Below are 13,125 nucleotides of genomic sequence, written 5' to 3' on the forward strand. Positions count from 1 at the left end.
CTTCACGGACTCAAAACAAACTCAATTGCTGATGTGATAGTTCAGGGTACGTAATGCGTGTCAACACCTCTGGCGTGTTAGACTGACTTTTAGGGTCGCTTATCGACTTGCCAATCGTAAATGCTTCCATGAACGAATCGTCAATTGGTTTTTTAAACAATTCGAGGTCAAAGGCATCCGATTGGGTATTGAGCCAGACCGCTTCTAGCTCTTTTGGTATAATAACGGGCATTCGCTGCTTTGTGTTGTGAATGCGCGCCATGAGCGGATTGGCATCGGTCGTAATAATGCTAAATGTATGCCAAACATCATTGGCTTGGGCAGGATTGTGCCATGTTTCCCAAATACCCGCCATCGCAAAAAGCGGTTGCTCCCGTAGATGAATAAAATAGGGATATTTCTGCTTCCCGACGGTTTGCCATTCAAAAAAGCCAGTGGAGGGTAGTAAGCACCGCTGCGCCTGTTGGAGTGCATACTTAAACGACGGTTTTTCGTCGAGGGTTTCGATTTTGGCGTTCAGGGTACTGCTGCGTAGTTCGAGCGCTTCTTGGGGGCTTCGCGCCCATCTTGGAACCAATCCCCACTTAAAAAAGTGTAAAGTGTTCGGAGCTTGAGCCGTAATCACTGGCCAAGTGGGATAATCGAAGCCATTGGCGTGGTAAATAGGCTCAAATTCAACGGTTTTGGCCTGTTTTTGAACCTCAAATTGTTTCTCCATTTCATCGACCGTAGCCGTTAGGGAATTGCGAAAACACATGGCTTGTTAAGGGTATAAGTGGTTTTTTCTGTGTAGTTTTGAGCAAAGATTTGTTTTCTTTGCCCACCCTCATTAAACAAACTATGACTCTATGAAATTCAAATTATTGGGAAAATCTGGCCTTCGCGTATCAGAATTGTGCCTCGGTACAATGACTTTTGGTACCGAATGGGGCTGGGGAGCCGACAAACACGAAAGTAAAAAGATTTTTGAAGCCTACGCCAATGCAGGTGGTAATTTCCTCGATACGGCCAACCGCTATACCGAAGGAACATCGGAGACATTTTTGGGAGATTTTATCTCGGCCGATCGTGACCATTTTGTCGTTTCGACCAAATATACCTTATACGACCGCAATGGTGACCCCAACTACGCGGGCAATCACCGTAAAAACATGATTCGTTCGGTCAATGAAAGCCTCAAACGCCTGCATACCGACTATATCGACGTGTTTTGGGTCCACATGTGGGAATTTACGACGCCCGTTGACGAAGTGATGCGCGGATTGGATGATTTGGTTCGGAGCGGAAAAGTGCATTATGTTGGGATTTCGGACACGCCTGCGTGGGTCATTTCACGTTCGAATATGCTGGCGGAGTTGCGCGGCTGGAGCCAATTTGTGGCGCTCCAAGTAGAGTATTCACTTTTACAACGCGGGGCCGAACGCGATTTGCTTCCGATGGCCCAAACCCTCGACATGGCCGTAACGCCCTGGGGAGTGATTGGAGGAGGTGCTTTGACGGGAAAATACTTGCGCGGAGAAACAGGTCGCGTGCCCGAAAATAGCCTGCGTCGTAGCGAACGCAGCAGCGACATTGCCCAAGAAGTGGTGGAGGTAGCGCAGGAGTTGGGCGTCACGCCTACGCAGGTAGCGATCAACTGGGTGCGTCAACGGGTGTCAAATGTGATGCCAATTGTGGGGGCAAAACGCGTAGAACAGCTCCAAGATTCGCTCAAATGCCTTGATTTTGTGATTCCTGACGAAATTATGACGCGTTTGAACGAGGTAAGCAAAATAGAATTAGGCTTCCCGCACGATTTTCTTTCGTCGGAAGGAATGAAACAATCCGCTTTTGCGGGTATGTATGACCAAATTATAAATCATCGTCTATAGTCCGTTGAAACTACAATTACTTACGCTGCTAAAAACGCAGTTTGATACCCGCGTGCAAGCGGCGCAGGAGGCGATGCAAAACGCCCAAGATTCGGCCAATGAAGAAACCAAAAGCTCGGCGGGCGATAAGTACGAAACGGGGAGGGCGATGGCGCAAATTGAACGCGATCGCCACGCCCAACTCTTTGACCAACTGCGCCAAGAACGCGCTGTCCTCGATCGCATCGACCCCGATTTTGTGTTTCAACGCGTGGGGTTGGGTGCGTTGGTCACGACGTCCGTGGGGGTGTTTTTTGTTTCCATCAGTGCAGGAATGGTGGTGATAGATGGCCAAAAAGTGATTGCTATGTCGCCACAATCGCCTTTGGGAGCGTCATTGATGGGGAAGCAAGCGGGCGATTCGTTTTTGTTTCAACAGAAGAGAGGGGTGATTGAGGGGCTTGAGTAACTAAGCAAAATGATGTTGAAAAACTGCCATTATTTCCTTCTGATTTTTGCATTTGTAAGCTCATTGAATGGCCGTTTACAAGCACAATCGACAGTTTATTCATTCTCTCCCAACCTCCAACAAGCCTACCGCGAGGTGTTTAAGCTCAAAGTAAACGCGGCCAAGGCGCTGTTGGCTAAGGAAAAAGCGCCGAATGCACTGGCGATGTATGTGGAAAATTATGCCGACATGGTGACGCTACTTGTGAGCGATAATAAAGCCCTCTTTGAACAGCTTTCTTCCCATCAAGACGAGCGCCTTTCTTGGCTCGATGACCAACCTAACTCGCCGTATAAGCGTTTTATACAAGCCGAAATACGGCTGCATTGGGCGTTTATCAAATTGAAATTTGGGAAAGAAATGAGCGCCTCTTGGGATATTATCAAAGCGTATCGATTACTGGCAGAAAATGCCCGTTTGTACCCCGATTTTGTGCCATCGTTTAAGTCGCTTGGGTTACTGCATGTACTGATTGGCTCAGCACCGCAGAGCTATCAGTGGGTAGCGAAGCTATTGGGTTTGAAGGGAAATATCCCCCAAGGACTGCGAGAAGTGCAACGAGCGATTCAGGAAGATAAAGTGTTTGGGTTGGAAGCGCAGTTGATTCAACTACTGCTTCATTCGTATATTTTAACGTACGGAGAAAAACAAAATGCGGACTTACTTCAACTCGTTCACCGACAACCCGACAACCTGCTATTACACTTTTTTGGCGCTACGGTGTCGATGAAAGATGGTCGGGGTGAGCAAGCGTTGAACGTATTGAAACAACGACCTAAAGGAAGCGCTTACTTCGCTTTTCCTTTTCTGGAGTATTTAGAAGGCGAAATTTTACTGCAAAAAGGCCAACACGACGAAGCCCGAAAGCAATTTAATGCGTTTTTGAGCCAGTACAAAGGTCAAAATTTCCTGAAAGATACCTACTTAAAATTGTTTTTGAGTCATTGGTTGCTCAATGAAGATGCCCAGGCCAAAGGCTACATTGAGAAAGTAAATAAAGTGGGAGCTACGTACGTAGAGTCTGATAAAGCGGCGTTAAAGTTTGCCGAAAACTATACCAAAGGATTGGTTTCAGCCCAACAAAAAATCTTAATGAAAGCGCGGCTGGCTTTTGATGGTGGGTACTTGGAAGAAGCCGCAGCAGCGCTACGAAACGTCAATGAAGCATCTTTTGAGAACGGGAGAGACCGAGCCGAATTCCGCTATCGGTTGGGGCGAATTTTTCAACGTCAAGAACATACCGAGGCGGCTATTCCAAATTACGAACGGGCGATTGTGTTGAGTCAGGCGCAAAGCTTTTATTTTGGGGCAACCTCAGCCTTACAATTGGGATATATTTACCAAGCAAAAGGTCAACGGACCAAAGCCATTCAGTACTTTCAGCAAGCGCTAAATTATCCCAAGCACGAATACAAAAACAGCGTGGACAATAAAGCCCGCGCTGCTTTGACTCTTTTGGGAGTGGAGTAGCCTCCTAACCTTCCGAAAGTTTTGTAACCTCCCGAAAGTTTTGAACTTTCGGGAGGTTGCGCTACGATAAATATTTCAAAAACTCATTCTTCGTACTGTCTTCTTGGAATTTGCCGCCGTAAAATGCCGTCACCGTTGAACTGGAGTCGTCTTGAACGCCGCGAGACGCTACGCACAAGTGCTTGGCATCCATGACCACCGCTACGTCCTCCGTTTGAAGAATTTGCTGTAATTCTTTGGCAATCTGTACCGTAAGGCGTTCTTGTACTTGCGGACGTTTGGCAAAATACTGAACAATGCGGTTTAGCTTAGAAAGTCCAATCACCTTGCCGCTCGAAATGTAGGCTACGTGCGCTTTGCCAAAAATAGGAACAAAGTGGTGCTCGCAGTTGGAGTAAAAACTGATGTCTTTCTCCACCAACATTTCGTTGTATTTGTATTTATTTTCAAAAAGAGTTGCCTTTGGTTTGTTGGCGGGGTTTAATCCCGAAAAAATCTCCTTAACGTACATCTTGGCCACGCGATGTGGCGTGCCGTTGAGGCTGTCGTCGGTAAGGTCGAGACCAAGGGTTTCCATAATCGCACGGAAATGCCCCTCTATTTTGGCTACTTTCTCTACGTCGCTCAATTCGAACGCGTCTTCACGCAGAGGTGTATTGTAAGCACTAAAAACATGGTCGTCTCCCCAATCATCGACGTTAAGCTCGCCTAAGTCAGAATGATTAGGCAGGGAATTCCACAAAGTTCCGTTCTGTTTCATAAAGCCGAATTTTCAAATCGAGCGACTCTGCTAAGTGCCCACGTAAAAGATTATAGATGACAATTGAAATATTTTCTGCACTGGGATTTATGTGCCTAAACTCCTCAGTATCAAGGTTTAGATTTTTGTGGTCAAACTTGACTAGCACGGTGTGCTCGATTAAGTCATTTAACCATTTCAAATCTACAACGTAGCCAGTTTCGGGGTTTACTTCGCCCGTTACTTGCACAATCAGCTCGTAATTATGTCCGTGGTAATTGGGATAATTGCATTTCCCAAAAACACGCGCATTCTGTTCGTCCGACCAAGTCGGATTGTTCAGACGATGTGCGGCATTAAAGTGTGCCTTGCGAAACACCGCCACTCGTGGGTTGCTCATATTGTGATAAAAATCAGTTCAATTGTTGGTTTTACGTACGTGCCGAGGAGTCGTCAGAAAGTTTGTCTGCAACACCCTCTCGACCGTTGGGCGTGGTACCAATTAGCCCGAAGGTAAGTATCGTTTGTCAACAGCATAATTAACATTTGTACGTTTGAAATAGTTTTGAAGTTTTAGTAATAAACGCCAAAAATTCCATATATTTTTTATTAACTTTTTGAAAGTGAATTGGTTAAAAATGGGGTAGAGTGCCTACGGTCACACGTGTAGGTTGAAAAAAGTCAGTAAAGCCACTTATTTTCAGGTGTTCAACCCGAATAAATGTTAGTTTTGTGTTTCCATTACATATAGAATAAGGTATGTATAAGAAAACCGAAGGGTCGAAAAACACGTTTATAGTAGTATGAGTGAAATTGCCAAAGAATCCACCGAAGAGAAATCGCTGAACTTCATCGAACAAATCATTGAAGAAGACATCCGTACGGGTAAACACGAAGGCCGCGTTCTAACGCGCTTTCCGCCCGAGCCCAATGGTTATTTGCACATTGGGCACGCCAAATCCATCTGCTTAAACTTTGGAGTAGCCCAGAAATACGGAGGAGGTACCAACTTACGCTTCGACGATACAAATCCCGTCACGGAGGATACCGAATACGTAGAGTCTATCAAAAATGATGTTCAATGGCTTGGTTTTCAGTGGGTAAATGAATTTTATGCCTCTGATTACTTTGATAATTTGTATGCTTTTGCCATTGATTTAATCAAAAAAGGATTGGCATACGTGGATGAATCTACCTCGGAGCAAATTGCTTCCATGAAAGGAACGCCTACCGAACCAGGGACTAATAGCCCTTACCGTGACCGTAGCGTAGAAGAGAATTTGGCGTTGTTTGAGCAAATGAAAAACGGCGAGTTTCCTGAAGGCTCTCGTACGCTTCGTGCTAAAATCGACATGGCGGCGCCAAACATGATCATGCGTGACCCCATCATCTATCGGATAAAATTTGCCCACCACCACCGCACGGGCGACAAATGGTGCATTTATCCAATGTACGATTTTGCGCATGGGCAGTCTGATTCTATCGAAAAAATTACGCACTCAATTTGTACGTTGGAGTTTATTCCTCACCGCGATTTGTACGATTGGTGCATTGATAAATTGGAGATTTTTCCTTCAAAACAATATGAGTTTGCCCGTCTCAACCTGACTTATACCGTGATGAGTAAGCGTAAATTGCTTCAACTCGTCAACGAAGGTCATGTGACAGGCTGGGACGACCCTCGTATGCCAACCATTTCGGGGCTTCGTCGTCGAGGATATACGCCTGAGTCGATTCGTGAGTTTTGTGACCGTATCGGGATTGCGCGCCGCGACAACCTTATTGATGTGAGTTTATTGGAATTTTGCGTTCGTGAGCACCTCAACAAAATCGCGCAGCGCCGCATGGTGGTGCTCGACCCACTCAAAGTGGTCATTACCAACTTCCCCGAGGATACCGTGGAGCTTTGTTTGAGCGAGAACAACCCCGAAGACCCCAACGGCGGAATGCGCGAAGTGCCGTTTAGCCGCGAAGTGTATATTGAGCGGGAAGATTTTATGGAAAACCCACCGAAAAAATTCTTCCGCTTGGCCGTGGGACAAATGGTACGTTTGAAAAGTGCGTACATTATTCGTTGCGACGAGGCAATCAAAGACGAGGCTGGTAATGTGGTAGAATTACGGTGTTCGTATATTGAAAACAGCAAGAGTGGCAGCGATACCTCGGGCATTAACGTAAAAGGAACGCTCCATTGGGTGTCGGTTTCGGAAGCATTGCCAATCGAAATTCGCCAATACGACCGTCTTTTCAAAGTCGAAGATTTAGCGTCAGCAGAGGGTGATTTCAAAGACCATATCAATCCAAATTCGCTGGAAGTGATTACAGGCTACGCTGAGCCGTCGCTCAAAGAAGCGACGGTTGATACCAAAATACAGTTTGTTCGCAAAGGTTATTTTTGTTTGGATACCGACGCTACATCTGATAAACTCATCTTCAACCGCACAGTTGGGTTGAAAGATACGTGGGGAAAAGTAGCAGGGAAATAATTTTCTGAAGTTTTGAAAGAAAAACGGCATTGTAGCTTTAGAAGTTGCAGTGCCGTTTTTTGTGGTTAAATTGCAAAGGAATGTTTTGGAAAAGGCCCCAGTAGAGCTATGAAGAAAATCTTGTTAGTGGAAGACGAAGTCAATGTAGTGAGCTTTATAAAAAAAGGCTTGACCGAGGAGGATTTTGAGGTATCGGTGGCTTTAGACGGCAATTCGGGAGTTCAAATGGCCTTGAGCAGTGACTATGATTTGATTATTCTTGACATTATGCTTCCCGACAAAAACGGCATTGAAGTATGCAAAGAGCTGCGCAACAACCAGATTCAGGTACCAATATTGTTTTTGACGGCCCTCAATACCGCCGATAATATTGCATTGGGACTTAATTCGGGGGCAGATGATTATTTGGCCAAACCCTTCAAATTCATTGAGTTGGTTGCCCGTATAAAGGCACTACTGCGGCGAGCAAGCCAAGGTGGGAGTGAGGCTAAGGCCAAAGAAAATGTGTATGTGGTGGCCAATTTGAAAGTGGACGATGACTCGAAGACCGTAGAACGAAATGGGGAGCTTATTTCCCTTACTGCTACCGAATATCGGCTGCTGGTCACCTTGCTAAAAAACAAGGGGAAAGTGCTTTCGAGGGTGGATTTGCTGGAGAGCGCGTGGGACATCAACTTTAATTTGGCTACGAATGTTGTGGATGTTTATATCAATTATTTGCGAAAAAAACTGGATTCAGCCTACGAGCCCAAGCTCATTCATACGGTGATTGGCATGGGCTATGTGTTAAGAGAAGCATGAAAACCCAACTGAAAATAGCGCTTTTCCTGATTTTTACCAACAGCTTGATGCTGCTTCTGTTTGGGGGAAGTATCTATTATTTTTTGTATAATTATTCTTACACTGATTTTTATAAACGACTAGAAACGCGGGCGACGATTGCGGCAAAGTACAATTTTGATGCTGATAAAATTAATGCTGAGCCGTTTAAAATTATCCGTAAAGAACACCTTGAAAAGCTGTCGGCCGAAAAAGAGTATCTGTATAGGGTCGAAAATAATAATGATTTAGCTGAAATGGCGCAAAAATCAGAACTCCCAATGGCATTTTTGAAGGAGATTTTGAACAAAGGCAAAGCCACGCGTCAGATGGACGAAACCTTTTTTACGGGAATTCGGCACGAGAGCAAGCAGCAAACGCACATTGTGGTGGTATCCGCCAAAAATTACTACGCTTCCAATCACTTGTTGTTTATGCGCAATGTGATTTTACTTGGTGTACTTCTTATTGCATTGATAACCACTTATTTGTCTTTTTTCTTTTCAAGACGAATTTTCGATCCAATTAAGCACATTACCGATCGGGTGAAACAAATAAGTAAGGATAATATCCATTTGCGCATTGAAGAGAAAAAAAATGATGCCGAAATTAGCCAATTGATTTCAACGTTTAATGACCTACTGAATCGGCTCGAAACCTCGTTTGAAACCCAAAACAATTTTGTTAGTAACGCCTCGCACGAGTTTGGCACGCCACTCACGTCTATCATGGGAGAAGCCGAAGTGATGCTGATGAAACAGCGCTCACCCGAAGAATACCAGCAGTCGCTGATGAGCATTTTGGGCCAAGCCGAGCGCCTGAACCAAATCACGCAAACGTTGTTGTATTTGGCCCAAACGGGCTATACCAACAAGCGGGTTAATTTTGAAATTTTACGAACCGACGACCTGATTTGGCAAGTCAAGGAGATGATTGATAAGCTCAATCCTAAAAATAACATCCAAGTTGACTTTAGCCTGCTGCCCGAGAACCCTAAAAAATTGAAAGTGATGGGCAATCGTCAGCTACTTTCCCTGGCTTTTACCAATATATTAACAAACGCTTGCAAATACTCCAACAATAAGCCCGTTGTGGTGACGATTGCCTCCAGCGATGACCAGGTTTTTTTGGCATTTACAGACCACGGCATTGGTATTCCCGAATCCGAACTTCCGTTTATTTATGACCCGTTTTTTAGGGCTTCCAACACCCGAAACTTTGAAGGATATGGTATTGGGTTGCCTTTGACCCGTAATATTATTAAAATTCATAACGGTCAATTGCAACTTTCTTCGGTTGTTAATGAAGGAACTACGGTTCACATTAGGATTCCTTTGGCAAAAATCCCGTAAAAAAATCATTTCTTATCGAATTCTAATCTGCTTCTTAAATCATTCTTAGTTGGGGGTAGCACCTTTGCATTGGTTTTAAAAACGACTAAGCGCATGGAAAGAACAATATTAGTGCCGATAGATTTTAAAGTTGAGTCGCTAAATGCCCTCCGATTGGCATTGAATACCATCAATGCGGGAAAAGTAAACGTGGTGTTGATGTATGCCAAAATTCCTACAGATTCGATCTCGGATTTTTTGTTTTATTCGCCCGACGAAATGGTAGATAGCCTGAAAACAACCGAATTTGAGGAAGCAATTGCTATTCTTAAAAATAGATACGAATCTCTTTTGGGCAGTATTAGTGTTGAACTTTTTCATGGATACAGTGCCAATGCCTTGAGCAATTTTCTAGAGGCACGCAATATTGATAAAATCTATTTTTCTAAAAATTATAAATTAAAACCTGGTAAAAAAGGTTTTGACCCTACTCCATTATTGAAAAAATCAAGGGTGTCTTACCAAGAGGTAGGCGGGGAAAGCGTTGTGGCTGAACGAAAAACCTTGAGCACCCTTTTTAACTATTTCGGGCTTGAAATAGCCAACCATTGATTCAGACTTTACATATAGATTGACCCACGCGTGACTCGATCGGCATTTTTACATTTTGGTAGAAATGCCGATTTTTCTTTCAAACTGCCATTTTTCGCATTCTTGGGCGCCGAGGTTGCGTTTGAAACGTGCCAAACTGGTTTTGGGCTGGCCAGCGGTGTCAACTGAAATGCCTAAATCTAAAACAGTTACACATTCTTGCTGGGAAAATTCGTACAAACCTTTGGTCAACAACACCGAGGGGCTGTATTGTCGATAGGCTAGGTTGTCGGCGGGGCAAAAGTGATAGAGTACATTTTTTCCGACGCGGACAGTTAGCCCTAATGAGGCAATTTCTTCGCCATTTTTGACACAAAATACCCGAAAAATTTCAGGAAAAACGGTTAACCAAAGCCGCAACTGTTCTTCACGAAAAGAAAGTGAGTAGCCGAGTCGTTGGCGGTTATGGGCAATAAATTGATACACTTCTTCGGCATCAGGAAGTAACCATTCTTCAAACCGAAAACCTGCTTGCAGGCACTTGCGTAATCGTCGCCGTTCGGAGGCGTGAAGCCCTGTCTCAAACGGCTGCGATGTTACCGAAATGTAGTGGTTGATAGAGAACTGGCTTATCTGAAAACCGTGCCGTACCAATCCCCGCTTGATAAATGAACTACGGGCAGGATGATAACAGCTGGGATAATGGCGAATGGACAACGACGTGATGCCATGCGATTCGGCAAAGGATTCGATAAAAGTTAGCCAAGTGCTAAACTCCGTATGGCTAACGACTTCGGCTACTTCAAACGACCCAAACGATGCCCGTAGTGGGCTGACTCCTTGCTGGTATTGAACAAAGAGATGAAAAAAACCGTGGAGTTCTTGCTGCGTTTCGGCATCGGTGAGCACAAAAGTATAGACTTGCTCGGCTTGCTGGTGAATCACGTGCAGGGGCGTGTTGAAGAGCCAAGGCGACCAACGACACCGAAAACGAGTAAGCGCAGCGGGGTCATTGTCGAACACCAACGAAGAAAAAGCCCGCTGAATAGTGGTCTGAACCTTATTTTTTGGAAGAAGGTGTGTCATTCGTTCGTGTGTTGTCGGGCAAAGATAAGAACTTAATCACAACCTTTAATCTGAGCACTAAAAGTACTATTAAAGGCGCTTTGAAACCCAGGGGCGAGGATAATGGCTTTTCCTGCATAAAATGACGTACTTCCACTCAGTAGCGTTCCTTTACTTTGAATGACTTCGTGGGCTTGATAGGTTGAGGGGGCAACTGATCCAACTAGCTGAGTGATTGTCGGAGGACAAGAAAGAGTTCGTGTTTCTTGAACCATAAAGTTATTACAATGAACATTAGATACGGCCCATTCGTAAATTGTTGCTTGACTAAGCGAAGATAGTATTGTGGAAAATATTTCTGTAGAATCTGCTGTAAGTACTGGGAGAGTTATCCAATCGGAAATAGCGTTTTTTACACGGTATTTGAGCAGATAACTTTCGTTTTTAGAAGCCTGCCATCGAATTTCAAAGGATGTATTTGTAATGTTGAGAGCATTTAAGGCAACGGGGGCACTGTAAGTGCTTACTGACAATAGAGCGTAGTTACTTTTACACTCAGGATATGTCGTATGTACACAAGCAGTATATAATTTTAATGGGCTAGTGAGCGTGGGTGTAGTTATAAAATTGTTATTCACATTAAGGCTTGATGATTGAGTTAATAGAGAGTCGCTGAAAATTTTTAAAGTGTATAGTCCATTACAACCTTTTACTGAGATATTGAGAATAGTGCCTGCACAAGCGATTGTGTCAATGGATTGCGGTTGTGGAGCAGGGAATTGGCATGGTATGCAAGTTGTAGGTGCAAGTGTAGTAGTAATATCTATGTGAGAATTTGTTGTACTGAAAATACGTACTGTAATGGTTTGCGGTGAAATTGGATTAGGTAGGTCTGCGACTAAAACCCCGTTTGAAGGAATGGTTTTTGAGCCCACTGTAAAACTAGCTGTTCCTGTATAATTGATGCCAAATGTGAAATCATATTTACCTGTGACAGCATTACCTTGGATTGTTAGCTTAGCGTCATTATTAACACTTTGGCCTTTTAGTCCGCAACTTGCAGGTACAGTAGCAACACTAATAATAGGGGTTGAAAGGGTAGATTTAAGCCCAATTTGATAAATCTTTCCTTCATTTAAGCTTGCAACGTACAATTCCCCGTTGGTGTCTTGGCCAAAAGTGACAGGGGAGGAGGCGAGAATACCTTGAAATGTATTGATGCGCGGGCCACTTGGAGAACGGTAAAGTGTCCAAAACTTACCCATGACCCAATCTGCATATAAATAATGGCCTCGTAATGCGGGATATAGGTTTCCCCGATATACATATCCACCCATAACCGAAGCACCACTTGTCGTATCAGATACCCAGCCTTGATATTCTTGAATTGGATAGATAAGAAGAGTAGTATCACTGCACCCATTTGAGGAATAAGGGCGACTACCTTCATAACATCGCCAACCAAAATTGGCGCCGCCTGAACTAGGGTGGGCTAAAAAATTGACTTCATCCCAATGATCAGCTCCGTTGTCTCCAATCCATAAATCTCCTGTTTGTTTGTCAAAACTCATACGCCAAGGGTTACGTAAACCCCGTGCCCAAATTTCATCAGGAATGCTATCTCCGAGGGCTTGGTAAGGGTTGTTAGCTGGGATTTTATAGCTAGGGGCAGAACTGACATCAATTCGTAGAACTTTCCCCAATAAAGTTTTGAGATTTTGGGCATTACCTGGCAAATCCCCCATCGTCCTACGTGTACCCAAACCGTCATCTCCAGTTGTGATGTATAAGTATCCATCTGGTCCAAAGGCAATCTCCCCTCCCGTGTGTCCTCCTGGAACTATGTAGGGTAGGGTTAGAATTTTGGATTCAGATTCAATAAGTGCAAGATTGGGATTAGATGGGTCGCGTTTGAACATCACAATTTGCCCCAACCCATCAGGTTTGCGGTAGTACACAAAAAAAGTCCGATTAGATGGATAATTGGGGGAGAAACAGAAGCTATAGATAGAAGCGCCAGTGGTACTTAAGTCTAGAAATGGCGTTGGAAGACTGATTCCATTTTGAATAATTTTGATCTTTCCTGTTAGTTCAGAGACGAACAGTCGATTATCGCCCGCAGTTTCAATATCACTTGGCTGGTTAAATCCAGTTGCAAATTCGGTTAATTGAATTTGAGGTACTTGGTTTTGGGCCTTTAAAATAAATGAGGCAAACGGTGATAAAAATAGATACAACAATACGTTTTTCATGACTAAGAAAAGTT

Annotated in this window: 12 protein-coding genes; 7 read left to right on the plus strand and 5 right to left on the minus strand. The window is 44.1% G+C overall.

Annotated features, from left to right (window positions below; all coding sequences use genetic code 11):
- Positions 1–10 precede the first annotated feature (10 nt).
- Positions 11–757, minus strand: coding sequence for an SOS response-associated peptidase (locus tag AC23P2_RS15075; protein ID WP_487773973.1), 747 nt, complete (start codon positions 755–757; stop codon positions 11–13).
- A gap of 91 nt (positions 758–848) precedes the next feature.
- On the opposite strand from AC23P2_RS15075, the gene AC23P2_RS15080 reads away from it, so the two are divergent.
- Genes AC23P2_RS15080 through AC23P2_RS15090 form a run of 3 tightly spaced genes read left to right on the plus strand, consistent with a single transcriptional unit; the run spans position 849 to position 3,828 of the window.
- A complete protein-coding gene (locus tag AC23P2_RS15080) occupies positions 849–1,871 on the plus strand; it encodes an aldo/keto reductase (protein ID WP_487773974.1) in 1,023 nt (340 codons plus the stop codon).
- 4 nt (positions 1,872–1,875) lie between these two features.
- Complete coding sequence (locus AC23P2_RS15085; RefSeq protein WP_487773975.1) at positions 1,876–2,319, plus strand: GreA/GreB family elongation factor; 444 nt, start codon at positions 1,876–1,878, stop codon at positions 2,317–2,319.
- Between the two features lie 9 nt (positions 2,320–2,328).
- On the plus strand, positions 2,329–3,828 hold the full coding sequence (locus tag AC23P2_RS15090) for a tetratricopeptide repeat protein (protein ID WP_487773976.1): 1,500 nt from the start codon (positions 2,329–2,331) through the stop codon (positions 3,826–3,828).
- A gap of 61 nt (positions 3,829–3,889) precedes the next feature.
- Here the strand turns inward: AC23P2_RS15090 and folE are convergent, their stop codons facing one another.
- Positions 3,890–4,588, minus strand: coding sequence for a GTP cyclohydrolase I FolE (folE, locus tag AC23P2_RS15095; RefSeq protein WP_487773977.1), 699 nt, complete (start codon positions 4,586–4,588; stop codon positions 3,890–3,892).
- Positions 4,551–4,967, minus strand: a complete 417-nt coding sequence (locus AC23P2_RS15100) for a 6-pyruvoyl trahydropterin synthase family protein (protein ID WP_487773978.1) — start codon at positions 4,965–4,967, stop codon at positions 4,551–4,553. Before AC23P2_RS15100 ends, folE begins: the two co-directional genes overlap by 38 nt.
- Before the next feature lie 403 nt (positions 4,968–5,370).
- Between AC23P2_RS15100 and AC23P2_RS15105 the strand changes: the two genes are divergently transcribed.
- The 4 genes from AC23P2_RS15105 (at position 5,371) to AC23P2_RS15120 (ending at position 9,815) form a co-directional block, all read left to right on the plus strand.
- On the plus strand, positions 5,371–7,053 hold the full coding sequence (locus AC23P2_RS15105; RefSeq protein ID WP_487773979.1) for a glutamine--tRNA ligase/YqeY domain fusion protein: 1,683 nt from the start codon (positions 5,371–5,373) through the stop codon (positions 7,051–7,053).
- A 108-nt stretch (positions 7,054–7,161) separates the two neighbouring features.
- The gene (locus AC23P2_RS15110; RefSeq protein WP_472489190.1) at positions 7,162–7,854 is read left to right on the plus strand and encodes a response regulator transcription factor; all 693 of its coding nucleotides are present in this window, start codon (positions 7,162–7,164) and stop codon (positions 7,852–7,854) included.
- Positions 7,851–9,224: a sensor histidine kinase gene (locus AC23P2_RS15115; RefSeq protein WP_487773980.1), complete on the plus strand. Its 1,374-nt coding sequence runs from the start codon at positions 7,851–7,853 to the stop codon at positions 9,222–9,224. Before AC23P2_RS15110 ends, AC23P2_RS15115 begins: the two co-directional genes overlap by 4 nt.
- Positions 9,225–9,317: 93 nt before the next feature.
- The gene (locus AC23P2_RS15120) at positions 9,318–9,815 is read left to right on the plus strand and encodes a universal stress protein (RefSeq protein WP_487773981.1); all 498 of its coding nucleotides are present in this window, start codon (positions 9,318–9,320) and stop codon (positions 9,813–9,815) included.
- Positions 9,816–9,863: 48 nt separating this feature from the next.
- On the opposite strand, the gene AC23P2_RS15125 is transcribed toward AC23P2_RS15120, so the two are convergent.
- Both AC23P2_RS15125 and AC23P2_RS15130 read right to left on the minus strand, forming a co-directional pair.
- Positions 9,864–10,880 carry a GNAT family N-acetyltransferase gene (locus AC23P2_RS15125; RefSeq protein ID WP_487773982.1) on the minus strand — a complete coding sequence of 339 codons (1,017 nt, stop codon included), beginning with the start codon at positions 10,878–10,880 and terminating at the stop codon, positions 9,864–9,866.
- Between the two features lie 32 nt (positions 10,881–10,912).
- The gene (locus tag AC23P2_RS15130) at positions 10,913–13,111 is read right to left on the minus strand and encodes a PQQ-dependent sugar dehydrogenase (RefSeq protein ID WP_487773983.1); all 2,199 of its coding nucleotides are present in this window, start codon (positions 13,109–13,111) and stop codon (positions 10,913–10,915) included.
- Between the last annotated feature and the right edge of the window lie 14 nt (positions 13,112–13,125).

This window comes from Runella sp. R0.1_18 (genome assembly GCF_057652155.1).

Bases quoted from the DNA above. Each gene is read 5' to 3' on its own strand.
- AC23P2_RS15125 (WP_487773982.1), bottom strand. From the start codon at position 10,880: ATGACACACCTTCTTCCAAAAAATAAGGTTCAGACCACTATTCAGCGG.
- AC23P2_RS15120 (WP_487773981.1), top strand. From the start codon at position 9,318: ATGGAAAGAACAATATTAGTGCCGATAGATTTTAAAGTTGAGTCGCTA.
- folE (WP_487773977.1), bottom strand. From the start codon at position 4,588: ATGAAACAGAACGGAACTTTGTGGAATTCCCTGCCTAATCATTCTGAC.
- AC23P2_RS15130 (WP_487773983.1), bottom strand. From the start codon at position 13,111: ATGAAAAACGTATTGTTGTATCTATTTTTATCACCGTTTGCCTCATTT.
- AC23P2_RS15100 (WP_487773978.1), bottom strand. From the start codon at position 4,967: ATGAGCAACCCACGAGTGGCGGTGTTTCGCAAGGCACACTTTAATGCC.
- AC23P2_RS15090 (WP_487773976.1), top strand. From the start codon at position 2,329: ATGATGTTGAAAAACTGCCATTATTTCCTTCTGATTTTTGCATTTGTA.
- AC23P2_RS15105 (WP_487773979.1), top strand. From the start codon at position 5,371: ATGAGTGAAATTGCCAAAGAATCCACCGAAGAGAAATCGCTGAACTTC.
- AC23P2_RS15080 (WP_487773974.1), top strand. From the start codon at position 849: ATGAAATTCAAATTATTGGGAAAATCTGGCCTTCGCGTATCAGAATTG.
- AC23P2_RS15110 (WP_472489190.1), top strand. From the start codon at position 7,162: ATGAAGAAAATCTTGTTAGTGGAAGACGAAGTCAATGTAGTGAGCTTT.
- AC23P2_RS15075 (WP_487773973.1), bottom strand. From the start codon at position 757: ATGTGTTTTCGCAATTCCCTAACGGCTACGGTCGATGAAATGGAGAAA.
- AC23P2_RS15115 (WP_487773980.1), top strand. From the start codon at position 7,851: ATGAAAACCCAACTGAAAATAGCGCTTTTCCTGATTTTTACCAACAGC.